The sequence below is a fragment of the Spirosoma horti genome (assembly GCF_054776595.1).
In genome coordinates, this window is sequence record NZ_BAAHBQ010000007.1 from 51974 (window position 1) to 78936 (window position 26963).

At 43.6% G+C, this 26963-nt stretch carries 22 protein-coding genes; 8 read left to right on the forward strand and 14 right to left on the reverse strand.

Going from position 1 to position 26963, the window contains the following annotated elements; all coding sequences use genetic code 11:
- Positions 1 to 7 precede the first annotated feature (7 nt).
- Genes ACYVAM_RS21775 through ACYVAM_RS21785 form a run of 3 tightly spaced genes read right to left on the reverse strand, consistent with a single transcriptional unit; the run spans position 8 to position 3412 of the window.
- Complete coding sequence (locus ACYVAM_RS21775; protein WP_461070968.1) at positions 8 to 997, reverse strand: glycosyltransferase family 9 protein; 990 nt, start codon at positions 995 to 997, stop codon at positions 8 to 10.
- Entirely contained in the window at positions 994 to 2613 is a 1620-nt protein-coding gene (locus tag ACYVAM_RS21780) for a hypothetical protein (RefSeq protein ID WP_461070970.1), read from the reverse strand. The genes ACYVAM_RS21775 and ACYVAM_RS21780 overlap by 4 nt, the downstream gene beginning before the upstream one ends.
- Before the next feature lie 49 nt (positions 2614 to 2662).
- Positions 2663 to 3412 carry a hypothetical protein gene (locus ACYVAM_RS21785; protein WP_461070972.1) on the reverse strand — a complete coding sequence of 250 codons (750 nt, stop codon included), beginning with the start codon at positions 3410 to 3412 and terminating at the stop codon, positions 2663 to 2665.
- A 108-nt stretch (positions 3413 to 3520) separates the two neighbouring features.
- Between ACYVAM_RS21785 and ACYVAM_RS21790 the strand changes: the two genes are divergently transcribed.
- From ACYVAM_RS21790 to ACYVAM_RS21815, 6 genes are all read left to right on the forward strand, one after another.
- Positions 3521 to 4636 carry an acyloxyacyl hydrolase gene (locus tag ACYVAM_RS21790; protein WP_461070974.1) on the forward strand — a complete coding sequence of 372 codons (1116 nt, stop codon included), beginning with the start codon at positions 3521 to 3523 and terminating at the stop codon, positions 4634 to 4636.
- Positions 4637 to 4902: 266 nt separating this feature from the next.
- Positions 4903 to 6417, forward strand: a complete 1515-nt coding sequence (locus ACYVAM_RS21795) for a capsule assembly Wzi family protein (protein WP_461070976.1) — start codon at positions 4903 to 4905, stop codon at positions 6415 to 6417.
- Positions 6418 to 6441: 24 nt separating this feature from the next.
- Positions 6442 to 8052 carry an ArnT family glycosyltransferase gene (locus ACYVAM_RS21800; protein WP_461070978.1) on the forward strand — a complete coding sequence of 537 codons (1611 nt, stop codon included), beginning with the start codon at positions 6442 to 6444 and terminating at the stop codon, positions 8050 to 8052.
- A 12-nt stretch (positions 8053 to 8064) separates the two neighbouring features.
- Entirely contained in the window at positions 8065 to 9033 is a 969-nt protein-coding gene (locus ACYVAM_RS21805; RefSeq protein ID WP_461070980.1) for an NAD-dependent epimerase/dehydratase family protein, read from the forward strand.
- Positions 9008 to 10006 carry a glycosyltransferase gene (locus tag ACYVAM_RS21810; RefSeq protein ID WP_461070982.1) on the forward strand — a complete coding sequence of 333 codons (999 nt, stop codon included), beginning with the start codon at positions 9008 to 9010 and terminating at the stop codon, positions 10004 to 10006. Before ACYVAM_RS21805 ends, ACYVAM_RS21810 begins: the two co-directional genes overlap by 26 nt.
- 390 nt (positions 10007 to 10396) lie before the next feature.
- The gene (locus ACYVAM_RS21815) at positions 10397 to 11179 is read left to right on the forward strand and encodes a WecB/TagA/CpsF family glycosyltransferase (RefSeq protein WP_461070984.1); all 783 of its coding nucleotides are present in this window, start codon (positions 10397 to 10399) and stop codon (positions 11177 to 11179) included.
- A gap of 113 nt (positions 11180 to 11292) precedes the next feature.
- Here ACYVAM_RS21815 and ACYVAM_RS21820 read toward each other — a convergent pair whose 3' ends face one another.
- Positions 11293 to 12366: an NAD-dependent epimerase/dehydratase family protein gene (locus tag ACYVAM_RS21820; RefSeq protein WP_461070986.1), complete on the reverse strand. Its 1074-nt coding sequence runs from the start codon at positions 12364 to 12366 to the stop codon at positions 11293 to 11295.
- 680 nt (positions 12367 to 13046) lie between these two features.
- Between ACYVAM_RS21820 and ACYVAM_RS21825 the strand changes: the two genes are divergently transcribed.
- On the forward strand, positions 13047 to 14150 hold the full coding sequence (locus ACYVAM_RS21825) for an endo-1,4-beta-xylanase (protein WP_461070988.1): 1104 nt from the start codon (positions 13047 to 13049) through the stop codon (positions 14148 to 14150).
- Between the two features lie 149 nt (positions 14151 to 14299).
- On the opposite strand, the gene ACYVAM_RS21830 is transcribed toward ACYVAM_RS21825, so the two are convergent.
- From ACYVAM_RS21830 to ACYVAM_RS21870, 9 genes are all read right to left on the reverse strand, one after another.
- The gene (locus ACYVAM_RS21830; RefSeq protein ID WP_461070990.1) at positions 14300 to 15493 is read right to left on the reverse strand and encodes a glycosyltransferase; all 1194 of its coding nucleotides are present in this window, start codon (positions 15491 to 15493) and stop codon (positions 14300 to 14302) included.
- Between the two features lie 100 nt (positions 15494 to 15593).
- Positions 15594 to 16085 carry a serine O-acetyltransferase gene (locus tag ACYVAM_RS21835; protein WP_461070992.1) on the reverse strand — a complete coding sequence of 164 codons (492 nt, stop codon included), beginning with the start codon at positions 16083 to 16085 and terminating at the stop codon, positions 15594 to 15596.
- On the reverse strand, positions 16048 to 17286 hold the full coding sequence (locus ACYVAM_RS21840) for a hypothetical protein (RefSeq protein WP_461070994.1): 1239 nt from the start codon (positions 17284 to 17286) through the stop codon (positions 16048 to 16050). Before ACYVAM_RS21840 ends, ACYVAM_RS21835 begins: the two co-directional genes overlap by 38 nt.
- A 29-nt stretch (positions 17287 to 17315) precedes the next feature.
- Positions 17316 to 18305 (reverse strand): glycosyltransferase, encoded by a 990-nt coding sequence (locus ACYVAM_RS21845; RefSeq protein WP_461070996.1) that lies wholly within the window; start codon positions 18303 to 18305, stop codon positions 17316 to 17318.
- Between the two features lie 144 nt (positions 18306 to 18449).
- On the reverse strand, positions 18450 to 19430 hold the full coding sequence (locus tag ACYVAM_RS21850; RefSeq protein WP_461070998.1) for a polysaccharide pyruvyl transferase family protein: 981 nt from the start codon (positions 19428 to 19430) through the stop codon (positions 18450 to 18452).
- 17 nt (positions 19431 to 19447) lie between these two features.
- The gene (locus tag ACYVAM_RS21855) at positions 19448 to 20872 is read right to left on the reverse strand and encodes an oligosaccharide flippase family protein (protein ID WP_461071000.1); all 1425 of its coding nucleotides are present in this window, start codon (positions 20870 to 20872) and stop codon (positions 19448 to 19450) included.
- Between the two features lie 279 nt (positions 20873 to 21151).
- Entirely contained in the window at positions 21152 to 21826 is a 675-nt protein-coding gene (locus ACYVAM_RS21860) for a sugar transferase (protein ID WP_461071002.1), read from the reverse strand.
- Between the two features lie 40 nt (positions 21827 to 21866).
- On the reverse strand, positions 21867 to 24197 hold the full coding sequence (locus ACYVAM_RS21865; RefSeq protein ID WP_461071004.1) for a GumC family protein: 2331 nt from the start codon (positions 24195 to 24197) through the stop codon (positions 21867 to 21869).
- A gap of 7 nt (positions 24198 to 24204) precedes the next feature.
- The gene (locus ACYVAM_RS21870; RefSeq protein WP_461071006.1) at positions 24205 to 25005 is read right to left on the reverse strand and encodes a polysaccharide biosynthesis/export family protein; all 801 of its coding nucleotides are present in this window, start codon (positions 25003 to 25005) and stop codon (positions 24205 to 24207) included.
- 694 nt (positions 25006 to 25699) lie between these two features.
- Here ACYVAM_RS21870 and ACYVAM_RS21875 point away from each other — a divergent pair.
- A complete protein-coding gene (locus ACYVAM_RS21875) occupies positions 25700 to 26155 on the forward strand; it encodes a hypothetical protein (protein WP_461071008.1) in 456 nt (151 codons plus the stop codon).
- A gap of 115 nt (positions 26156 to 26270) precedes the next feature.
- Here ACYVAM_RS21875 and ACYVAM_RS21880 read toward each other — a convergent pair whose 3' ends face one another.
- The gene (locus ACYVAM_RS21880; protein WP_461071010.1) at positions 26271 to 26939 is read right to left on the reverse strand and encodes a TetR/AcrR family transcriptional regulator; all 669 of its coding nucleotides are present in this window, start codon (positions 26937 to 26939) and stop codon (positions 26271 to 26273) included.
- Positions 26940 to 26963 lie beyond the last annotated feature (24 nt).

Here is a 26963-nt window from a genome sequence, read left to right on the forward strand (position 1 = left end):
TTCTAGGTCAGTATTGATCCTGCAGTTCATTGCTTCGTACAAAGGCCGGATCAATGCTGAACGATAAGTCATTCATGCACTTGAAGTGCCCCTGCGGACATTTATCATGGCCTATTTTCGAGCAGGGCCGACAGTTGAGCGCCTTGTTCTCCACAATCAAGTGACGGGTTTTGTAGGGATACATGCCTAGTTGGGGCGTTGTGCTCCCCCAAATCGACACAATTGGTTTTTTGAGCGCTGCGGCAATGTGCATGAGCCCTGTATCGTGGCTATAAACCATCTGCGCGCCCCCGATCAACGAAGCCGACTGATTCACCGAAAATAAATCGCAGGCATTGTAGATCAAGTCATCACCCAGCACAGTCCGGATAAGTTCGCCCGTCTGGCGGTCATGCTGATCGCCCAGCAACACAATGGGTCTATCTATTTTTCGGCACAGGTCAATCATACGCTCTACGGGCAGTCGCTTGGTGGCGTGCTGCCCACCCAGCGCGTAGGCCACGTAGGATGACTGGTGCGTCGGTGGCAATTGACTGATGGGCACCTGGTCTTCAGCTGCGATGAAATAGTCGAGCCCTTTTCCGTCATTGCTGGCCCCCAATGGGGCAATTGTATCCATGTAGCGATCAACAATATGTACAGGGGGCATTGTATTAGCCTTGAACCGAACATAAAGCCACTTCTGAATATTGATCTTATTGACGGTAAACGACCGCTTCGCCAGCATGCTTTTGATCAGGCGGGTACGTAAACTATTGTGCAGGTCAATGACCAGATCATAGCGTTCGCTCCGTAATTGCCCGACTAACCGCATCAGACTGTCGTCCAGGTAATGACACTTATCGATGTATGGATTGTGGGCAATCAGTTCCTGATACCGGCGCTTGGTGCAGTAGTGAATCTCCACCCCTTCCATGGTTTGTCGCAAACACCGAATCACGGGACTTGTCAGCACAATGTCGCCAATAGACGAAAAGCGTAGGATGAGGATTTTCATTTGCAGTACATTTCTGCCCGGATTTTGAGTGTCCATTCGGGCTTGTCAACTAAATAATTATTCTGATGCAGAGGCCAGGTGGCACCGCCATCCGTACTGGCTCGAAAATCGTAGGAACGGCCAACCTTCAGTTTATACGATGTCGCTTTTCGATAGGTACGTGTAGCCGTTATGAGGTCATGCCATTTTTCCTGACCAACTTCGCTATACTGGGTTCTGATCTGTGCCGGTAATAGAGACTCATCCAGCGTGGTACCGCCGGGGCAGGAAAAGGAAAACTCCAGTTTCATGACGGGGGGTATCGGTAAGGGCGCCAGGTTGATCGCCACCGGGGTTTGATCACAGGTGATGCCCGGCCCGGACTCGGCGATTATGCCGCCTTTAGTGCCTTTACCCCACGCATCGGTTTCGTCGTATACCTGCAACTTCAGTTTTTTATTTTTCGACTGATTCCCGATCCGGATAAGCGAGCCGTTGTTAACGTTGGCATAAAAGGAAGCGACCTGCTTGCCGGTAGCCACATCGATCAGCTTGCAGAGGTAATTCACATCCACACCAGCCAGCTTGCTGCTTACCTTAAAAATGGGTCCTACATCACAGATCGATTCTGTCCAGCCAACGACGTAGGCGGCTGCGTTGGCGGCTGCGGCCTGGTACTGCAACCGGCCCGTTTGTGGATTCTGGACCACGACGCCCGGTTTTTCTTCCTGCCAGCGATTCGTGAACTCATCATAACTGAACAAGGGAATCGAATCGCCCGGCTGTATGGACCTATTTTGGCTCACATTGTAGGCAAGCGGATTAAGATCCATTGTCCACCTAGCGGCTGGCAACAGGCTCCTGGCTAATGCATACTGGTCGTTATATAGCTGGATCGTTACCGAACCAGCCACAGACAGGAGCCTCACCGTTCCCGGTGCAGCCCCCCCATCCCGACCTGCGACAGCCGTCATCACGCCCCCGCCCGGAATGTAACTGGTGGCTTCATCGTTGCGGGCATTGGTATGAATGACCGCCAGCGTTAGAGCGCCCCCTACAGCATTTCCATTCCGATCGGTGAGTTTGGTTCCCGGCGACAGGGTGACCGCTGCCCGATCAGCGTCGGTATTTTGTGGTGTAGTCGTTACGTTCAGGCTGGCTGTAACCGTTCCATCGGTGCCAGCGCTTCCCGTTGTGCGGGCTGCGTTGAGCGTTCGGGGTGGCTTGAGCATATTGATTCGCCGGATCGTGCGCGTTTGCCGACTCCCATTCGTGAGCACGAACGGTTGAACAACGGCTAAATAATCCGGAGACTCCACAACGACTGTAAACTGGAAGGGGTCTTGCGGAGAAAGCGTGGCCGTTGGGGAAGCCGCCAGCAATAAATTTCCATCGCTGTTGATTTTATACTTTGTCGTGTTCAACGTTGTCACGACTCTGGAGGCCGCGGGACCAGCTATTTTCACCAGATTATCGGTTGGCAACGGATTCCCTGCCGGATCATAAAAGCGGCACTCCACAACCCCATCCTCTATAGGATCTTTCAGGCCAATAGTCAAGCCGTCGAGGGGGTTATGACAGGAATCGGTAAAGACCATAAACACCAGCAGGCCACATACTAGAGAACGAATTTTCATAACGTAGGATCTGGGCGTAAGCGAGTGATCGATTGGCTTATCTGTCGACTCATTTAAGCTTGAGTTTGTACGAAAGCGTTACGTTAATGGAAGGCAGATAGCGGTAATTGGACAAGTTACGCTCTACGATAGGCACCTGCTGATCAATGGTTGTCGTTTCCAGAAAACCCTCATAATCGAGTTGTACACTGGGCTTGCCGATATAAAACACACCCATCTCGAAGCCAACGCCCAGGCGTTTGTTGGGTATACTCCGGCCAAATCCCCAACCGAGGTAACCCACGATCGGATGCCAGCGAAAACCAAGATTAACCGTTCCTACATCCTCGGGGGTTAGCTCCAGCCCGTCCAGATTCAATTTATTCTCGGCGGTTATAACAAACCGCATATCCGGATGCCAGGTGTAGCCGAGCCCGCCCGTAATGAAAAACGAACTCCGTTGAAACGGATGCCATTTCACATTGGCCTGGGCAATCCCGATCGTTAAATCAGGTTTGATGTGGATGTACGAATCCGTAGCGGCTTCTACCCGAATAAGTTTTCGATAGGCAAAATACTGTCCCCCTACCCGAAGCGTCAGTCGATTGGATCGGCTCAGCAACCGATTGTAGTAGATGCCGGGGCCTGTCGTACCGACCTGAACACTAACTGAGTGGTAGGCCGACTGAGTGATTATGGAATCTGGTGGCACGACCTGAGCGGCTTTAAGTTTCTCCTGACTTAGCCAGCATATGCATACATACAGGCAAATACGAACCATAGTATCGACCATTTTCGGCTTACAGCCATTAGTAAGCATACTGTAAATTTATGTTTTTATTAATTTACATCCTTATTTTATCTGATTTGTTTCAAAAGTTAACTTATTGAACGAATATAGCCCATTCAACCCTATTAACCGTCTTGCATGGATACTCACCACTACATGGCTAAATTGAGATACCTCTTAACCGCTTGCCTCGTTATCAGCAACACGCTGCTGGCAATTGGCCAGATAAATGAACCAGATGAAGAACGGGAACTTGGTGTGATTGCGCTGCAAGGGTTAAATAAATCCACCCATATCACACCGGTTTCTACCCAAACACCGGTTGGTGTTGAGTTACGTTACAGCCGCCTGCACATGCGTCGGGAATCGTGGGAGCAATGCCAGTGCTTTTTTCGGTCGGGTGTTTTTGTCAATGCTTATTCGTTTCGCAATCCGACAGCGCTCGGCCAGTCGATTGGGGCCGGGCTTTTTTATGAACCCGTCCTGGTGCATGGGGCTCGCTGGGGACTCTCCGTCCGTGCTTTAGCCGGACTAGCCTATGTATCGCGCCATTATGATGTCGACACCAACCCCGGCAACCGCGCGTTTGGAACGGCCATAAACGGGTTGATCGGCGCGGGACTTTATGCCCGTTATACCCTCGCAACAGGTTGGCGATTACTGGCTGGTTTTGATTATAAACACATATCGAATGCGGGCGTTCGCCTTCCGAACCAGGGCCTGAACATACCAGCCTTAGCCATTGGTATACAGCGCTATATGGGCTCGTCAACCTTACCCGACCCACGAGATTGGCGTACAACCAATCCGGCTAAACGCTGGATGTTCCGCGTACTGGCTTTAGGCTCAGTCAAAGTACTGGAAGCGACTAAAGAACATCCGGAACGCGGCTATCCGGTGTACGGGCTGAACCTGATTGGCGGGTATCACTTGACCCGAACGCATGTTTTATCGGGTGGTATCGAACTGCTCGATGACCACTATTTTAAGGAGCAAATCAACCAATGGACGGGCCGCTACCAACCTTACCGACAGGGAACCTTACTGGCAGGTTACGAATTCTGGCAGGGGCATTTTTCGTTTACGGCCCACATGGGCTGGAATGTAGCACGCCCACTTTGGTACAAGCCAGCCACCTACCAGAAGTATGGCTTACTGTATAGGTTTTCGAATGGGTTCACGGGCGGGGTAGCGGTAAAAGCCTATGGCGATAATACTAAAAACTTTCAGGCCGTTGCCGGTATGACTTTTTAAAACAGCTGGTTCTTCAACAAAATAACAGGGCGATGAACGTTCATTTAGCGAAAAAACCAATTTATAAGACTGCCCTAATTTAGTTAACATTTTTATAATTTATTTTACTAATACAATATAATAATCACTATATAGATACTAATTATTATCTTTAAAAATATAATAGTTCATTACTAGTTATTACCTAAACAGCCCTGATCCGGTTTCACTAAATCATTTTACAGGATCCCGGATACAGTCTGGCCGCTACACAAGCCCTTTACTCAATGGTTAACAAACTACTCGTTCCTCTCTTATTATCCTTACCTCTAGTATTCACTCATGACCTGAGCGGACAGGCCATTCCAGACACCGTAACCGCTCAGCAAAGCCTTATGGCTGAAGTAGGTGGATTTGGCTCCTCCGCTACGCAAACGCCCTTCTGGTTCCGCTCACGACAGTATGGAACGGTTCCCTTATCTGGACCTGCGGGTATTCTGCGTCTTGGGGTGACAAGGCAATTCGGCGATTTACAGAACACCCGCCGACTACACGCAAAAGTGTCGGTTGAGGGCGTCGCGAATGTCGGTTCCAGTTCGCAGCTCATCTTGCCGGTGGCCTATGCGAGTGTGTTTACGAAGAATTTTGAACTGTACGCGGGCCGTCGGCGGGAAGTATTTGGGCTCGTCGATACGCTGCTTTCGTCGGGCTCCTATGCCTGGTCGGGCAATTCCCTGCCGCTCTATAAACTTCAATTCGGAACGCGTGGCTATGTGCCGTTGGGATTCACAAAGGGCGTAGTTGCCTTAAATGGGATGTATGCGCACGGCTGGTTCAGCAATACCGATTCCATTCAGAACTCGTTTCTGCACCAGAAAGCTTTGTTTGTTCGGATCAGTCTTTTCCGCAATCGAGTGCGCCTGTACGGAGGAATGACCCACGTAGCCCAATGGGGTGGTTCATCAACTGTTTATAAGGACGGGATAACGGTTAATGGAAAAATTCCCAGTTCACTCGATACGTATAAGGATATTATCCTGGTCAGGCAGCCCCCCAACGATCCGACGCAGTATAGCAATTTTGATTTAATCAATCAGGCTGGTAATCACTTGGGCTCCATCGATGTCGCTCTCGAAGTTGACAACGAACAGGCTAACTGGTATCTGTATTACCAGCACCCTTTCGAAGATAAGTCGGGCGTGGCTTTCCAAAATATGCCCGATGGTTTGTATGGCGTTCGCTGGAAAAACAAGAAAAACGACGCCTACACAGGCTTCCGGCTTATGCAGGTCACGGCCGAATTTCTGACCACCATGAATCAGACTGACTTCAATTTTGAGATTGGTAGCCGGCTGTATAATGGAGCCGATGACTACTTCAACAACTACCAGTACGTGGATGGGTGGACACACCGCCAACGCGTTATTGGTACGCCTTTTCTGACTCGCTGGCAGGATTCGCGCGAAGATTTGCACAACCTAAAAGGAGGGTTCAAGAATCACGGGCTTATGGCCATCAGCAATAATCGCGTGCAGGTCAGCCACCTTGGCTTGCTGGGCCAGTGGCCTTCCGGTACGCAACTACGGGCGCTGCTCTCGTTTAGCCGAAACTTCGGACGGCCGATCACGAGTGATCCACGGGCGCCTTTTTCCCAGTTTTCGGGTATGGCCCAACTGTCTTTGCCTGTAAACTGGCTGGGCGGCTCCCAACTCAATATGGCCCTGGCCCTCGACCAGGGCCAATGGCTGACCAACAACGTAGGTGGCTGGCTGAGTCTGCGAAAAGTTATTCAGAGACGCTAATAAGAACGCATATACCTCATCTAAATGGTTCCTCATCCAACAGCCTCTAAAGCATATGCCTGGTCTGAACCCCAATGGACGCTGCTCATCAGCGCTGGCCTGCTCCTTGTTCTGGTGTCGCATCTGGGATTTATGCCGCTCGATACGGGCGACGAAGCCCGCCGTGCTCTGGTTTCTCTGGAAATGATGCTCTCCGGGGATTATATAACCCCTACCCTGCATGGCGAACGCTACTTCAACAAACCGCCCCTGTATAACTGGCTGATTATTGGCTCCTACCGCCTGTTTGGCGATTATTCGTCCTTTGCCCTGCGGTTTCCCATGCTTGTTTCGCTGGTACTACTCGGGGTGACCATGTTTGTTTTTGTTCGCAAATACACTAACTCAACGGTTGCCTGGGCCGCAACCCTCATGACACTGACGAATGGCCGGGTACTGCTTTATGACTCCATGCTGGGGCTGCTGGAAATTACGTTCTCGCTGGCAACCTATACGGCCATGATGCTGGTGTATTATTACGACCGCAAGCGTAATTACTGGCTGCTCTACCTCACAACCTATGCCCTCACGGCCGTTGCCTTTTTGCTGAAAGGCTTACCCCCACTCGCGTTTCAGGCATTGACGCTCCTGGGCTGGTTTATCTATACGCGTCAGTTCAGGCTGCTTTTCCACCCGGCTCACGTCGTTGGTATTGGCGCCTTTCTTCTGATTACGGGAAGTTACTATCTGGCTTATTTCACCCGAAACGCCATACCCTTTCAGGATGTAGCAGGTGTTTTGTTTACTGAAAGCGCCAAACGAACGGGCCTTGCTTTCGGTTGGGGGCCAACGCTCCTGCACCTGCTCACGTTTCCGTTTGAGTTCATTTACCACTTCGCTCCATACACCTTGCTGCTTGTCCTGTTCATCCGCCGGGGTATCTGGACAATTTTGACGAGAAGTTCCTTCATTGTCTTTAACGCGCTGACCTTCAGCCTTACGGTGCTCATTTATTGGACATCGCCACAGGCCTATGGCCGCTACCTGATCGGTCTGGTACCGCTTTTCTTTACTGTACTGGCTTATTTATACCACGAACACTCCAGCCCGGCAGATCGGGGGCGCTGGTGGGTGGAGCGGGTCTGGCTGATCCTGACCGTTGTGCTGGCGATTGGCACCTGGACGGCCGTTTTTTACCCAACCACACGGGTTCTACCCGCAGCCTTCTGGAAAACGGCCTTTCTGTCGGGGCTATTTATCGGTTTAGCCTGGCTTATGAGCCGTCCGTCGACAAACCGGCTTGGGCTGTTGATCGCGGTTCTTGTCGTTGTCCGGCTGGGCTTCAACTGGCTGGTCCTGCCGGGCCGGGCCACCAAACGGCAGTTTTATCAGGAGAGTGCCACACAGGCCGCTCTCCTCACGCTCGGACGACCGCTCTACGGTTATAAAACGACCGTGGGCGATGGGCCCGCTACCGACGTTAGCTCGTTTCATATAACAGCCACTCGGGGAGAAATACTGCGCAAAACCAGCCAGAAACTACCGGGTGCTCTTTACATCGGCGATTCGCTCACGCTAGCCAGCGAGCGCTATAAAACGGTTGGCAAACTGGTGCTGTTCGACCGGCACCCAGCCTCTATTGTTCAATTTGAGTAAACTATTCTCACAATGACAATCCTGATCACGGGCGGAGCAGGCTTTATTGGCCATACGCTGACCAACTATCTGCTGAACCAGGGGCATACGGTGCTGTTGGTGGATAATTTTAACGATAGCTACGACCCCGCTATCAAATGGCAGCATATCGAATCCCTCAGGCATTTGCCCAACTGGTCGTTGCTTCAGGGCGATATTCGTGATAAGCGATTTATGCGCCAGGTTTTTCGAACGTATCCCATCGACAGCGTTATTCACCTGGCAGGTCTGGCGGGTGTACGGGCCTCGTTGCAGAATCCGGCCGCCTATTTTGACCATAACGTAACCGGTACCGGCGTGCTCCTGGACGCCATGCGTAACGCGGGCGTCAACCGGCTGGTTTTTGCGTCGTCTTCGTCAGTTTATGGCGTTCGGGCGGGGGGAACCTTCCAGGAAACCGATTCGGCAGAAGACTCGGTGTCGCCCTATGCGCTATCCAAACGGGCGGCCGAGCGATTGTGCCAGCAACACCATCGCCTGTACGGCCTGAATGTCTTTTGCCTGCGCTTTTTCACCGTATATGGTCCGCAGCAACGCCCTGATATGGCGATCTCGCGCTTTATTCACCAACTCCATACGGGCCAGCCCATTTGCCTCTTCGGTGACGGGCGAAGCCAGCGCGATTATACCTATGTCGACGATATTGTCATGGGCATTGCCCGGTCGGCGGAGCGGGTAAACGGCTTTGAAATCATCAATCTGGGCGGTGCCAATCCCGTTACCCTACTCGAACTCATTGCCCTGCTCGAGCAGCAAACCAAACGGCGTGTTCCGCTCAACTGGCTCACGGATCAGCCGGGCGATGTGCCCTATACGCACGCTGACATCCGGAAAGCCCGCCAGCTATTGGATTATCAACCGACCACCGATCTGGCAGAAGGCCTGCGCCGGATGGTCATTAGCTACCAGCAAAACCATGTCTACCTACCAGCCCTTGACTAATCAGCCGATTACGGACCATCCGTATGTATCGGTCGTTGTTTGTGCTTACAACGAAGCTGGCAATAGCAAACCGCTGGTTGCCCAGATAACGTCGGCGCTGCAAACGCTCGACTATGAGATCATCTACGTCAATGATGGGTCAACGGATACGACGCTGGCAGAGCTACTCGCAATTCGGCACGAACGACTGACAGTCCTCGACCTGCAGAAAAACTATGGCCAGAGTGCGGCTCTGGCAGCGGGCATCAGCGCGGCCAGGGGCCAATTCATTGCCACGATGGATGGCGACCAGCAAAATGACCCGCTCGATATCATTCCTATGCTTCAGGTGGCCGAGGAACGCGATGTGGATCTGGTCGTAGGTCATCGGCATAATCGGCAGGACAACGCCTGGCTGCGTCGCTTGCCCAGCCGACTGGCCAATAGCCTCATCCGGCGAGCCGTTGGGCTACCCATCAGCGACAATGGCTGCGCGCTTAAGATCTTTCGGGCCGGCTTTGCCAAACGAATTGGTTTATACGGCGAACTTCATCGGTTCATCGCCATACTGGCTCACTTCGACGGTGCTCGGATCGTTCAGGTTCCTGTGCGCCATCATCCCCGCCGGATCGGTCAGTCCAAATACGGATTGGGCCGCACAGGTCGGGTTTTGAGCGATCTGTTGCTGCTGCTATTCCTCAAACGTTATCTCAACAAGCCCATGCACCTGTTTGGCGGACTGGGCCTTTCCCTGCTGGCGAGTGGTCTGTTTCTGGCGATGCGTTTTTTGTGGGTTACGGACCCAACCGTTACCGGGATGGATCGGTTTGCGGTCGGCATTGTCTGGTTACTGGCTGGTCTGCAATTCCTGGCATTCGGCCTGGTCCTCGATCTCCAGATGCGCACCTATCACGAATCGCAGGGCAAGAAGAACTACATTATTCGGCGCACATACCGTACATCAATATTAACTGATTCCACAGCGCTGTATTGATGATCAATAGTGCTCAGCATCCATTTATAGCTTTGGAACGGCTTCAGAGTAGGTCTGTTAGCCTGCTTTTACCATAGCTAAACGACGTAACACTCGGCCCAAAATAGCTAATTAACATAAATTATACATATAGTCCATTTTTACTTATTTCATGTTACTAATAATTATAATTTTAAACAAATAGTTATTTTTATAAATCATTAGACTATATATTAGCAGTATAAACGGGTGATACACTTGCTATTACTAAGTGTCAGTTGCCCCAGGTGTGCCGATTGTCAGGACAAAAATCTTTGACTCAGCCTGTATATGGCCTCGGTACATCCGTCTTATCAACGCTATTTATTCTGTAATCAGATCGGTCTTTTTCAACCTGCCTTTGACATAACTATGACTAAACAGTTCGCCACAACGCCTTTATTCGGCATCTCCTACGCGTCGGTTGACTATGCATCGGCGACAGACATCATTATTCAGAATGCCGAAAAACGAACAAGTTTCGGCGTATCAGCGCTGGCCGTTCATGGCTTGATGGAATCGAAGCGCAATGAAACAATTAGTGGACACGTATCCCGCATCAACATGGTCGTTCCAGACGGAAAACCTGTTCAATGGGCGCTCAATGCGTTTAACAAAGCAGCGCTAAAGGACCGCGTATATGGCCCTGACCTTACGCGACACGTATTAAAAGCAGCTGGCGAAAAGCAACTCCGGGTTTATCTGTATGGCAGTACGGCCTCAACACTTGACAAGCTCAGTGAATATATACCACGCGTGTTTCCAGGCGTAACGATTTGCGGCATTCATGTAGATCGCTTCCGGGATGCAACACCCGAAGAAAAAGCGGAAGACATAAAAAAAATCAATGCGTCGGGTGCGCATATCGTTCTGGTTGGTCGTGGTTGTCCCCGTCAGGAGATCTGGGTATCCCAGCATTTAGGTGAAGTCAATGCCGTTATGATGGCCGTTGGTGCTGCCTTCGATTACTTCGTTGGTAACATTAAACGCCCCCCTGTCTGGATGCAGCAATCTGGTCTGGAATGGCTTTTCCGTTTATCGCAGGAGCCTCGCCGATTGTTCAAACGATACGCGGTTACAAACTCCTTGTATATTTATTACGTCATGCGCCAGTTTATAACCCAGCGGACGTCTGCGGTCAGCGCTCAGGCATGATCAGCTAACAGTAAAGCTTAAGAACCTAGCGTCACAAACAAATTAAAAAGGTTGGTCGGAGTAAGAACATGTTCTTACTCCGACCAACCTTTTTTTAACGGCATTTTTACACGCTATACGGCTTGTTCCAACCGGGCAACCATGCTATCGTGTATCTGTACCATGGTCTGGTTCAAATCATAGTTCCAGGTCCAGTCTGGATAGTGACTTTTAAATTTATTCAGGTTCGATATATACCAGATATGATCACCGATGCGGTTTGTTTCAGAATAGGTATAATTCATTTTGTTACCCGAAATCTGTTCACACAGGGCAATTGCTTCCAGCATCGAACAGTTTGCATGACGCCCACCACCCGCGTTATATACCTCGCCAACCCGGGGATTCTGGTAAAAATGCCAGAACATATTGACCAGGTCGTAACTATGGATATTATCGCGAACCTGCTTACCCTGATAACCGAATACGGTATACTGCGTTCCTGTAATAGCACATTTCATCAGATACGATAAAAATCCGTGCAACTGCGCTCCTGAGTGATTTGGGCCCGTCAGACACCCTCCTCTAAATACGCCGGTTTTCATACCGAAGTAACGCCCATATTCTTGCACCAGAATATCAGCCGCTACTTTGGAAGCGCCAAACAACGAATGTTTGGTATGATCGATACTCATAAATTCGTCGATGCCATCCTGAAAGTAAGGGTGGCTCTCATCGATCTCCCAGCGCGTTTCCGTCTCAATCAACGGCAGGTAATTTGGGTTGTCGCCATAGACCTTGTTCGTTGAGGTGAAGATGAAAACGGCCTCCGGACAATGCTGACGAGTCATTTCCAGCATATTGAGCGTTCCATTCGCATTCACAGTAAAATCGGTGAAGGGTTCACGGGCGGCCCAGTCGTGGCTGGGTTGGGCAGCGGTATGAACGATCAGCTTAATATCCGTACCGAATTCCCGAAATATGGGATCAAGCTGGCTCACCTCCCGAATATCGGCGGGGCGATGTGTATAGTTTGTGTGAGCTTCCTGCAAACGGTTCTGATTCCACTCGGTCGAGGCATCGGCACCAAAAAAGTACTGGCGCATGTTGTTATCAATACCAACGACTAAATCAAACTTATCAGCAAAAAAGGCAACCGATTCGCTGCCAATCAATCCGGCGGAGCCAGTTATTAGAGCAATACGCATAGATAAATAAATGTTGAGGTTGAACTGAGGAATTTACGGCTAAAAGCGCTTACTGTCGTTTGCAAATTGACCAGTTATGGATTCGGTCCTACCAGCATAACTAACCAAACTTAATAAAAATATTGTTACCATATTTAAAAAAGATAAATTTTAAGTATAATAAAATACATAATAAGATATTTATAGTATTATTTAGACATTATACTGTCTTTAAGCTAGCCCGTGTCTGGGATCTTACTTACAAAACTGCATCACCTGTTATGAAGTAAATAAATGATAAGGAATTAAAAACCATATAAAATTAGTACTGGCCTAAATCAAAGCGTTATAGAACCACGTTCCTATAACAAGCCCAGCCATGGCCGTATCCTTATCTCCTAGAAATTGGGGCACACAACACAATATATACTTAACCTGTTGTTTACTATTTGCAGAAAACTTACAATAATGCAATTTTCGAAAACTACTCACTATCAAGCAAAATGGTAAAAAGTCCGAAAACCGAAAAAATTTGATTCTTATCAGAAAAACCGCTGATCTAGGTCATTCATCGAAAATGGCCAATTTAGGGGGGTGTAGCAGGCGAGATTTGATCATCGAATCAAAAACAACTCGCCCAAATGTTACGGTCTTCTACTTCGAGCAACCAAGTTTCTTCAACTTCTACCTATATCACCCTTATGATTTCTATCATAATATCTGCCCTCCTATCGGCTTGTAGCCCCCAGGATAGCACTATTGCACCAAAGCAAGATAGCTATAGGTATGCCTACATAGAACCTCAACTTGATAGTATAGCAATTGACAGTAACGGTACATTCAAATCTGTAGCTACTTTCCCAGTTGGAATAGCTACTGGGTCGTGGCTACAAAGAAAGTCGCCTAAAGGCTTCAAACAATTAGAGAATCAGTTTAGCTCTAAAACAGTGTACGCCTACATGAATATTGAAGTGTCCCGCGGAAAGTACAATTTTGGCGAGTCTGATTATTGGGTCAAATGGGCGGAAACACACCCCGTAAGGTTACACGGCCATTGCTTAGTTTATCATCAAGCAGCTCCTGAATGGTTGCTTAGCTTTAAAGGTAGCACAACTGAATTTGAACAAATTATTAAGGATCATATCCAAACAGTCGTAAGCCGCTATAAGGGTAGGATTAAAAGTTGGGATGTAATCAACGAAGCTTTTTCAGCCACAACCGGAGGAGTAGCTGGAACTCCTTTCCGTAAGCTATATGATAGCGATGCTTCATATTTAGAATTCGTAAAACGTTGCTTTAAGTGGGCCCACGAAGCAGATCCTGATGCTCTCTTATTTTACAACGATGGTAATTTAGAAAATGTACCATCAAAATTAAATAGCGTAGTTCAGTTTGCTAATAATCTAAAGGCGAATGGTATTCCAATCAATGGTATAGGCTCACAGACGCATATTAGTATTGATACTCCTAACAGTGAAATCAGCAACTTGTTACAACGCTTAGTAAGCACGGGACTTCTAGTCCACATCTCTGAACTAGATATGAGAATAAATCCAGATAAAATACCTGATTTAGTTTTTACTAACCAGTTGTATAAGGCTCAAGGTATGAAACTTCAAACTGTTGCTAAATTATATAAGCAGCTTGTTCCTAAACACCAACAACACGGTATTACATTTTGGGACATCAGTGATGCTGACAGCTGGATAGTTGTACAAATGCAACGGCACGATGCGCCTTGCTTATTTGATGGCTCTTTCAACAAAAAAATGGCATTCTACGGGTTTCTACAAGGCTTGAAATAGCTGCTTATTTAAGTAATTACAGTAAAGGCGGATAGATGACCATCAGCATGGTCATCTATCCGCCTTTACTGTAATTACTTAACAACTACCGTAGTATTTCGTCTTAAGTATGGTTCATATATAGTCCTGCAATACAGCCTATATTATAATTACTTAACAACAAGCGTTGTACTACGCTCTACTACTTCTTCGTAAATAGACAGTAAACGTTCATAGGACTGCTGAGGTGTATAATACCTTTCATAAAAAGCACGCGCACACTGGTGTAATCCATCCATCAACAATTGTTGCTGATCAATTTTACTTATCAATTCGGCTAATGCCTTACCATTACCGACTGGAAATAGAAAGCCTGTTTGTCTATCTTTTACAATTTCATTTAAATTAAGTTGGTCAGAGCAAAGTACAGGAGTGCCTGTCGAATATGCTTCTAATATTGTAGTTGGTAAACCTTCATACCACAAAGAAGGAACAACTAACGCTTTACAGCGCTTTAGCTCTTCAGCAATAACATCTCGAGAGCAGGGCCCTAAGTACTGAATTGTCGGCATAGTAGCGGCTGCTTCTTCAACCTTTTTGCGTAATGGCCCTTCACCAATAAGAGTTATCTTATAAGGATAATGCTTTAATGACTCTAGTAAGACTTCGATACCTTTCTCTGTAGTTAATCGCCCAACAAAAAGAAAATTTTCACCACGTGATTTAGAATCAGCATAGCCCATATCAGAAATGGCATTTGGCTTAACAACAACTTGGTCAGAACGCAGTTGTAGGGATGAGTTTAAGAATCGACTTCGAGCAAATTCTGTAAGTGCTATATATCTATCAACGTGTTGCCATGTACCAGCTAACTTATGCCATGAAGTAGTCATTGTAAGCTGCGCAGACTGTAGCCGAGAATTACGATGGCAGCTGTGACGAATACCAGAAAGCGGTATAATTTTATTTACACATTCTTCACAGGGAATAGCCCCTTCACGCATTAAATAGGTACCAGCACAGAGTAATCTATAATTATGAAGTGTCATCACAACTGGAACCTTCAATTCGCGAATAGCTGTAAGAATAGCAGGCGAAGCTACATAAAACAAATTGTGAACGTGAACAACATCAGGCTGAAAAGTATTTATAACCTCTTTAACTCTCAACACAGAAGTAGAGTTATGAAAGGTCTGATAAATCAATTGAAAGCGAGACAATATCGACTCACCAATTGTATCATTATTAAATAGTAACAGTTCGACCGTATGTCCTTTTTGGTGTAAAAGCTCTTGTTCTTGCTTCACAATAGCATCTTCACCACCAGCTAATTTATATGTATTATGAATTAATAAAATACGCATTTACAAAATAATATAAGGGAAACTTGATTAAAACAACTTTGCAATTATCAATCCAATGAAACAAGTCCTCGAACTAAGAATTATAAATAACATGAAAGTGTTATATTTTCCTAATAATCTTTGCGGGATTGCCGACCACAACCGAATTACTAGGAACATCTTTCACAACTACGGAACCTGCGCCAATAACAACGTTATCTCCAATGGTTATTGGGCCAATAAGGCATACATGGGCTCCAATATCTACATTATTTCCTATTATAGGACATTTCGAAAATGAGCCATCTGAATTTTGTTTATTACCTATAGTAGTACAATGGCGAAGCGTACAGTTACTACCAATCACAGTACCATCGTTAACCACTAAAGACTGACCATGATAAATTACCAATCCCCTATTAATTTTCGTCTTATAAGGTAACTCGATTCCTAATACCCATTCTACTAAAAATCTATACAAGATTAAATAAGGCAGAAGTATAAAAAAAATTAATTTATTCTGCCTTGCACTAGAAGCAGCTCTGAATAATGGTAAAACTATACGGCCTTTTAAACTATTGTGGTTGCGTTTCCAATCTTGGAATATATACATCTTTATTAACCTTAACTTGATTAAAATTAACTATATTCATTTCACTAAAAATAGAAAAAATACCTAAAATATAAACATAAAACATACAATCAAAGTAAATAAATACATTATCAGTAAGAAGTAAAATAAATAGAAAGAAAAAAAGCAGGAGAGAGAAGTGTGTTTTTAGGGAATTTTTAAAAAAAACATACATCCAAATAAAATAAGAAAAAATCCCCGTTTCGAGAAACCATCTAAGTAACTCAGAGTGAAGATTTGCACTATTACCCACGTCTTCACTATGCTTAACTAACAAATTATCTATTGATCCAATTCCTGAACCAATAAACATATTATTATTATTTTTTATAGCAATCTCATAAAATACCTGTCTACCCTGTAGTAAAGCATTAGTATAAAGACCAAACTTACTATATAAATAATCATCAAAATAGCCATTCGCGATATAATAATATAAAGTTATAATTGCTAATGCAAAGCAAGAGAAAGCAAAAGAAGAAGCATTAGGAAATCTTATAGCCTTTGAATATAAATATGGAACAATACGTAAACACATAAACATAATTATTCCTAATATTACAATTCTTTTAAATGAGAGCAATACAAAGAAAAGAATGATCAACGTTTGTATCCACGAAAATTTGTAATAAAAGGAATACAGAAAAATGAAGGCCAAAAGAAAAGGATATATATTACTTTCACTAGCTACTGATGAATCTTCTAAGCCTAACAAAAGCTGTTTCCAGTTTAATACGGTCATCAATATGGAATCATGTTTTTCAATTATATAACCAAGAACTGTAAATAAACAAATAAATTTAAAATAATAATTTATTTTTTCTAACCTAATAAATGGAATTATAAAATATACAAATAAAGCTGGCAGAAGAACGAAAAAGCAATTAGCAAAGAATCTAAACGAAAGAGTATATTGAGATATTTGTATTAAAAAAAAGACTAAAAATATGATACAATAAAATTTCAAAAAAAAAGATATATATTTATTTGATATGTCATTATAAATATCCATCGCATTACCAGTCCTGTATAAAAAAAAAGCCCCTGAAACCGCAGGTAGGGCATATTTTAAATATCTTAATTCTACGTAAAATAACGACAAATATGACATAATAAAGTATATACTCAATAAGAGTAATACAATATCAAAACTGTTTTTCTTGTAATAAATTTGCCTTTCCATTTTACTATCCAATAATAGTTTATCAATATTTAATCTTTCTTCCCAACAAAATACGATTTAAATAGAAGCCCCTTATTTCTTTTTTTCATATTTGCAAATACTTTAAATGCGTTTTCGTATTTCTTCAAAGACAAAAAATACAAAAATGTTCTTTCATTAAATAAATAATTAAAATATGACACATCAAAATTATTACTTAGTTTATTTGATATTGAATAGTTAATGAATTGAAGGTACTTGGGATCAAACTCTGTGTTTAATTTATATCTAATATTAGTTGATATTATACTTAATACATCTATCTCTTCTGAAGACAATTCAACAGACATATTAAATGCAAATAAACCTAAAAGTTTTTGTATGTAATTGTGATCTAAAAGTACATTATCATAATAAGTAGATGTCACATTAGTTGCGTGTCTCCTATATTTTAAAAGGACATTATTTAAGTTATAAATCCCTATTTCTTGACACATACTTATCCAAAGATGATAATCTTCATACTTAGGAAATTCAGCCGAATAATATTTGTTTAGCTTTTCAGTTCTCAACATCACTGTTGGATGGGAGATTGGGTTATAAAATAGAAATGTGGATATTATACGATTAGATAGCTGCGGCCTATATATTATTTTTCTTCTAACACCTTCGCCAAACTGATCCATAGCAGATCCTAATAAACTTATTTGTTTATTCTTTTGTAAAAAGTCATACTGTACCTGAAGTCTATTCGGCATTGATATATCATCAGCATCCATACGAGCGATATATGTGCTGTCACGAGATAACTCCAACCCTTTATTTAATGCATTAATTAGACCTTCGTTCTTTCCATTCTGTACAACTCGAAGCCTTTTATCATTAAAATCGTTTAGAACACTTACTGTTCTATCATTAGAGCCATCATCTATAACGTACAAAACGAAATCCGTAAAGGTTTGATTTAACATACTATTTACAGATTCTTTTATGTACTTTTCTCCATTGTAAACTGGAAGTATTATATTAATCGCTGCCATTATAGTTTTACAAAGCTTTAGCAAATTTACAAATAAACTACTCAGCTATTAATCTAAACTACTTCAGACCTTTGATCGATAGCGAAATATTCCATCTCGAATAAGCCCAAAGCTCCCAGATATTTGAAGTAGTTTAGTCTTCAGTTATACAAGAGATGAATTTTCAAAATTTTTCATCCAAGTATTATAAAGCCTACTGTTCTTACCATAAGAATTATCGATTAAGTGAGCTTTCTTATTCAGAAGAATTGCTAATATATAAGTATGAAGTCTGGTTGAATAAATTTCATCGTATTCATTTATAAAAGAAACACCCATGCTCACGTAATTCTCCCAACTTTTATTCTTATACAAACCATACCTAGAATCAGCTAATTTATCAAGAAGTGGAAGCCTTAGGAGCAGCCAAGCTAATCTTTTTTGCATAGAATATAACTTTTGTTCTACCCACTCTTCTGCAATTCCTATATTAAAAGGTGGCCAATCCTTCACATCAATTTGTAAGCTTTTGTGTTTCAAAATTTCATATATTTTATTACTATTTTTATTCAGCTCTTTATCTTTCCTCTTCAAGAAAAGAACTTTATTTGTCGCTGGTTTAGATTGATAATTCTCGAAATCTAAACAAAACGCCATATCAGGAACTAATAAAATTTTATTTTTCGCAAAATGCTTTTTAAAAAATTCAAAAGAGATAGAGTCCCTGGCACAGATTGTTAAATCAGGATGCTGATTGAATATTTCGGCATCATGATTCAATAATTCATCATTCTCATAATGAACAGTTTGAGGAAATATTATAATTTTGTTCTTCTTAAAATTATTAACTATACTATTTCTAAACTCTTGAACAATTCGCCACAAATCCCCAAAATTACCTCCTCCGTGTAAAAGTATAAGGCTACCATCTTTAACTTTATTTTTTTGAAATAAATGTAGATTGGAAGTATATAGCATTTTGTATGGCAATCTCGACAAATAGTTCAATTCACCGGCCCAAATTAAATTATCACCAATGTTTTTGTGATCAGGTATATCTAACAGGCAATAATCAGAGTCTATTATTGGGTCTAAATTTTCGAAAATAATCTTTCGCAAGCCAAGTATGTTCTCAGTGTTATTCATTGTGTAAAATATTATTTTTAAAAAACAATTTGCTTTTTGCCAAATATTTTGTATTTAGTTTTTATATATTTAAACAAGAACCCTATAAGCTCTTTATTCAAATATGTAAAAAATATTATTGCTGAAACTATCAAAAATAAATCTACACGCCCATCACCTTTAAAAGATAAATAGCAATAAACAAACGTGAGTAATAACAAAGCTATCAAAGTTACGGCGTTAATTTTGATAGGAAAAAAAACTTTTGTTTGATATATTCTAAAAATCCATACACAAATAAATCCTGCTAATGTACCAACAGCAGGGGCGTATAAGCCGATTTTGCTAATTAATATATAAGAAATTACTAAATTAACTACTCCTCCAATTAAGGTTGTATAAAAGATGCCTTTCGTCTTTTTTTCTCTAATATATCCAGTACCTAAAAAAGCGCAAAACGAAGAAAAGGCAACAGATATATATAATAATGGCATGTATTTCCATGCGTCATAAAATTTAGGATCAACTATTAACTTCAATAAATATCTTGACATAGATATCATTATAAAAATTACAGAAAATTCGAACCTTACAAATAAATCAAATATTTTATCATAGTTTACCTTCTTATTACCAACCTCTGCTATCACCTGATCTTGAAATGCTAACATAAAAATCGTATTAACGATTAGTATTATTGACGGAAACCTATTAGCTATAGCAAAGATTCCATTCATTTCTACATTAAGGAAAAGTAATATTAGAAACCTGTTTGAAGCATTTATCATCCACCAGCTGACGGCATTTGGAATAAGTGGCCAAGCGTAATTTAACATATCTTTCAATGTAGACAAAGACACTTTTGAAAGATATACCAATTTATACAATCTTATTTTACAAATTAAAAATATTGCAGTTATAAAATTAGAAATTATAGTTGCAATTAAAAGGCCCTTTAAACCTAGGCTAAAAAAATACAGAAAGCTTACAGAAAATATCAATAAAGTTAATGCATTTATTATACCAGACAAAGAAAAAGAATAGTTGTCACCCAGTCCTCTAGCAGACTGTTGTAGATAAGGTATTAAACAAGAAAGTAATAAGATAAATAAAAAATATATTGCATAATCAACATTTTTAAACTGAATTATAATTACATAGATACAAACAAAAAATATTTCACTTACTAATAGAAATATAAAACTGTTACTGATAGCCAATTTTTTGGTCTCATGATTATTTTCAGAATCCATTAGCCAACGGTAGCAAGCTTCAGAAATCTGTAATGTCACTATTGGAACCAACAAACTTACGAAAGTTAATAATACGTCATAATAACCTAATTCTGACTTGTTCAAAAAAAAAGAATACAACGGAACCATGAAAAATGCAAGAAACTTTGACCCAAGGTTTCCAATTGAATAAATTAAGGTATTTTGTAAAAGTTTATTAGGAGTATTCATTTATCGCAATAAATATTTTCAGATCAATAAGACTTTTAATCTCCGCAACTTATAAAATTTCCCAAAATAATGAACGCTTTAACAACATTATATAAATCGTACAATTTAACAATTAATATACTTGTCTGTAATGTTTATATTATTTCTCATCATACCAGATCAAAAACATTATCAATAATAATATTTTATAAACTGCGCTGATTTTTCTAAAGAGAAATCAAATTTTCGGCTTAAAGCCTAAAAGGATTAAACGATTTTAGGCTTTATTCCTTTTAAGCTTTACCAGGCTTTTGAATCACCCTGCAGCGTCTTAGCTACTGTCCACCAACAGATTTTTAAGTCCAGCCCTATAGACCTTTTGGCGATGTACCAGCGATCCAGGCGAACGCGGTGCTCCATTTTCTGAAGCGTATCCGTTTCACCCCGGCAACCGCGTACTTGAGCCAGGCCCGTTATGCCTGGCTTCACCGCGTAACGTTCCGGGTAATTGGGGAGAGTATACCAGTGCTTAGCATCCAGCGGAATGGGGTGTGGACGGGGCCCGACCACACTCATATCGCCAAGCAATACATTCAAAAACTGGGGCAGTTCGTCCAGATTCGTTTTGCGAAGCACCTGCCCTAATTTGGTAATTCGAGGATCGTTTTTGGTGGCTTGCTGAAACTCCGTTTCCGGGCGGCTGACCATTGTCCGGAGCTTGAAGCACCGGAACTGTTGGCCCCTACGCCCCGTACGCAGTTGAACAAACAAAATTGGCCCGGGCGAATTTAGTCGAATAGCCATCCCCAACATGGGGATGAGCCACGACAAGACAAAAAGACAAATCAGGAATGAAAACCCAATGTCAAACAGACGTTTACCCAGCATATTCTGCTCAGCGGCTGACGTTACTAAAACGTCGTCCTCAGAGTCGATAAATGGCTTGGTATTGGAAAGAGAGGCATTACTAAGCATACTAGTTTCTGGATTTGCTTTTCATGAATACATTCTTGAACTAAGACAGTGCTTTGCGGGCTTTTTTGTCCGACTTATCGTCTTCATAATAGCCACCGTAGCTATAGCTGTAGTAGTAAGATTCACCGTCACCTACGGCATTCAGAATGACGTTGAGGTTATGAAACCGGTTTTCTTTATACAGCGAATCAACCATTTTCAGGTACGTTTTTGGCGTTATGTCATGTCGAACCATATAAAGCGTCGCATCGGCATAAGGGGCTATTACCTGCGCGTCCGTTACCAGTCCGATTGGGGGCGAATCGACAATCACATATTCGAACCGGGCGCGCAATTCCTCAAATAGCTTGGCCAGATAGGGACCATTGAGCAACTCCGACGGGTTTGGCGGCAGCGGGCCGCTACTGATCAGGAAGTAGTTGGGGAATCCCTCAATCGGTTGTAATACATCATCCAGCGTAGCCTCACCAATGAGGTAGTTGCTGATACCAACCGCATTGCGCATACCTAATGACATATGAAGTTTCGGCTTCCGCAAGTCCATCTCCAGGATTACCGTGGGTCGGTCGACAAGGGCTAAACTGGCCCCTATGTTCATCGACATGAACGATTTACCTTCGCCACTGATACTGGAGGTGAACAACAATACCTGGCTGCCATTCGGATTACTGCGCAGGAACTGCAGGTTCGTACGAAGTGCCCGTATCTGTTCGGCAATGACCGAACGACTCTTTGATACCACAACCAGTGCTTTCTTACCATCTGACTGAACAACCTCGCCGAGAATGGGCACTCTGGAGACATCTTCTACATCCGACCGGCGAACGACCCGGTTGTTCAGCATATCTTTAGCCGCTATTGCCCCTACAGGTAGGAGTAAACCAATCAGGCCGAATAACATGTATGTCATTTTGCGCACTGGTTTGATCGGATCTTTTTCATGACGGGGCAGATCGACCGTGCGGCTATCGGGTAGCGTAGATGCGTAGGAGAGTGCGGTTTCTTCCCGTTTCTGCAACAGGTATGTATACAGGTTGTTTTTGATAGCCTGTTGCCGGGTGATGTTCAACAGTGCCCTCTCTTTATGAGGCACGGTGCGAACCATGCTTTCCAGTTTCCGGTTTGTTGAGTTCAACTGGTTTTTCGTACTGCTCAACTGTTGTTTTATCGTCTGGATGTTTTCAGAGATGCTTTCTTTGGTCGACTTGATCTGGCTATCCAAGGATTGCAGAAGCGGGTTACGATCCGAGGTGGTCCGGGCCAGCATATCGCGCTGAAGTTCCAGCTCCGATGTCTTCGTTACTAAACCTAGTAAAACAGGGTCGCTTAAGCTAAGTGTCGCTGGCGTTGTACCCCGGCTGTCAGACTTGCTGTTCACATACCGCTCGATGTCGTTTAACGAGCTAAGCTGAATGTTTACCTGGTTAAGCTGAGCATCGTTGGCCTGAACCGTTTGCAGAAAAGTTTGGGCCTGTACGCTCAGATCCGTAATTCCCTCGCTTGTTTTATACGATTCGACATCTTTCTCTACGTTCGTCAATTCACCTGAGATCAGCCGGAGCCGCTCTTCAATAAAATCGAGCGTGCTGGCCGCAACCAGATTTTTATCGACAACAGCAGCCTGATTATATTCTTCGATCAGTTGCTTTAACAACGCTTCACCTTTAGCCGGTACGGCTTCTTCGAGCGCTATCTGCAGAACGGTCGATGCTTTACTGGTTGTTTCGACGGTCAGTTTTTTAAGGTAACCATTTACCGTTTCGGTACGGGGAGATACAGCCACTTTAATCGGCTCCAGTGACGCTTTTAATGGCTGGCGGGCAAAAATGCGCAGACGACCATAAGGCGTTTTAACGGATTGATTGACCGGGTAAGTCTTATCATTGATTCGTACATGACTGCCGTCTACGAAGCTGAGCTGTAACTTATCGTCATACAGCGATGATAATGGCCGCTCAACGATCAACCGAACCGGTAACTCGCCATATACTTCCTCATCGACGGTTTTGGTTGGTCTGAAGTATTGTACATCCAGATTGAGGTGATTGACCACCTTATCCATCAAAGTATAGGACTTGATGATTTCAATCTCATTTTCGACCGTTTTCTTCGGTTTCAGAATATCCATCTCTTTCAGGATATTCTCGCCGTCGAGCCCCTTTTTGTCATCTTTAATGAGCAGGCTGGCCTGAATTTTATAGATGGGCGTTTGGTAGATTAAATAGATATAGGCTCCGGCCCCAGCCAGTAACAATGACAAGACAAACCACTTCCAATGCTTCAGATACCGAAGCAGTATAACACGCAGGTTGGGCTGATTTTCGGCGCCATAAACCTGATAGGGCGTATATGAGTAGGCATTTTCAGACATATGAGTACTAGTTATAACGACTAAAGATGATAGCTAGAAAAGAAAGCGCACTTAAAGCAATGGGTAATAATTGATAGGTTCGATCGGCAGTGGCGACACGCGCCCGGCCGGGCTCAACATAAATGACGTCGTTGGGATGCAGGTAGTAATAAGGAGAACGAAACAGATCACGGCTCGTCATATCGATGCGCGTGAAGGTTCGCTGGCCGTTTACTTCCCGGATAAGCAGCACGTTATCCCGTCGACCGTAGATGGTAATATCACCGGCCAGACTAAGGGCTTCCAGCATCGTAATCTTCTCATTCGGAATGGTAAAGAGCGATGGCCGGGCCACTTCGCCCATAACCGAAACCCGGAAATTCTGATTTCGAATGTTAACGGTCGGCTCCTTTAAATAGATTTTAAGCTCTTCCCGGATCCGGTCGCTGGCCTGGGCCGTGCTCAATCCACCCACTTTTACTTTTCCAATTAAAGGCAACTCGAGCGTGCCATCCGGATTAACCAGATAACCCGTCAATTCTGGCAGAGCGGTCATGGTTGGCGTCATCATCCGGTCAATCTGCATGGTTGCCGATGGCGGATTGAAAAACGACGTAGCCTCCGGGCTCAAGCTACTTACCCGAACGGTTATAATGTCGCCCGGCTGAATCGTTGGCATGTACCGATCCGTTAGCTTGATTGAATCGGCAGTGGTTGGCTGGCCCTGAAAGTAGACCAGTTTTTTCGATGAAACACATCCCGACACAAGTGAAATGAAAACTAGCCCAATCAGTATAGGTAGCTTTTTAACATACGTGAATGAAACCATAGATGGCAAGCGTAATTAAGAAACGCGGAGTAAAGCAATAGTAAACGATTAAACAGATAAGTATCCAAATTTGGCAGCTGATCGGAGCACGTCCGGTTCAAGTCAGCTAACGGCTCGTATTATTAGTACATCGACCATAAATAATTGATTTTGCTCTTATTTCATTGTTATCACTTTTCAAATATATCTTATCTGAACTGTAGTAGCAAGAGATTATGGTATATATTATATTAACACTTTAAATAAAACATAAACTAATAAGATATTATACTCAAATTTGTGTGTAGGTATCTATGTGTACTGTCTTTACATTCAAGTAGTTACAATTTATCCCCGTATACAGACGCATACTACTTACCATTTGATAGGTATTGTCAATACCTACTTCATAGGTTAGCACCCCAAATAATATAAAAGCTGCATGGGTGTACAGATTTTATATTATTCAGGGAAATTATAATATATAATAAATATCCTATAAAAGAGCCGGTGGGCCAGTTTCAAAAAGTTGCATATTTGCAAAATCCATAAAATATATACTATGAATTTACAATCTTCGATAGATATATTACAAAATAGAAACTGGTCTTTAGTGCACCAGACTAGATTGTGCTGTATATATAGAAGTGAAAAGCAACACTTGCTGCTGCCGCTGAAAAGTGTGGGGAAGATTCCTTCAGGCACATTGGAGGCTATGTTCCGATCACCTTACACACAGAAAGAACCAGCGGCTCCTGGTGAGGCCCCCCCGGTCATCAATGTGATTCTTGAAAAGCAGAGTAGTCAATCCTGGGGCCGGATTGAATGGCAAGGCATGATGGCGATTGCTTCGGGGAACAGCGCCGAAATAGTAACGAAAAAATTAACCGCTCAGCTAAAGGAGTTTGTGACGTATACACGTACGGAATATCAGGGCCATCAAGGGTTCCCCACTGCGTACGTTTTCAATTATCAATATGACCTGACGCGGGTCAGGGAGCTTTTTCAACAATTCAGAATTACCAGTCTGGCCGAACAAACGACGATTTCGCAGGAATTACTCAGCCAGTTTATGACCAACAAACGCTATCCTACTGACCAGCAGGCGCGCCAGATCGAGTCATTGATTCAGAAACTAGGCCGGGAACTGCTCAACTTCTCTCTTCTTTAAGCAGGGGGCCGGCGCAGTCGATAACGCACTGAATAGGCAGCATGGGATATAAAAAAAGCTTCCATATAAGTTGGAAGCTTTTTTTATGCATAGCCATCAAGCATAGACAGAGGTTTTACCATTGACTTGCAGGTTGGGCTTTCGCCTGAGCGCTCAGTTTTACAGCTTGCGAGTCAACGGCCATTTTATTCAAAGCCAGATAAATTACTTTAACCGCCCCCTCAATACGTTGCCATCCCTGTTCGCTTCGCAGGTCGATACCAACCATTGTGTGGTTGTTCTGGGCCTGAATAGTCAAATAGGACAAGGCACCCAGCATTACCGCCGAAACAGCCTGAATGTCCGGCCCTTCAATAAACGAAAGCTGGTTAACCAACCGCATCAGTTCATCGTCCTGTGCTTTGCTGATCACATCGGCCGTTGGATCGTTCTCAACGACATTCGCTTTTAATACTTCACGGGCAGCCTTCGATGTCCGCATGTAACGAAACATCTGAATAGCCTGCCGATACCACACCTTCGCCAGATCATCGTGATGAATCGGGCGAATTTGATCCAGCATAGCTGGTGTGAACTGTGGGAACATCCGCCCCATACGCACGTAATATTCCATTAATCCATCTAAACCACCAAAATAACGGTAGATCAGCACTTTGCTAATACCCGCTTTTTCGGCGATCTGATTGATTCTGGCCCCTTCGAGACCCTGCTCAGCCAATACATCCTCGAGGGCATTTACAATACGCTGTGTGGTTTCTGCGCGGTTTCTTCTAATTTTTTCCATCTATAATCGGAGGCAACATTAGAT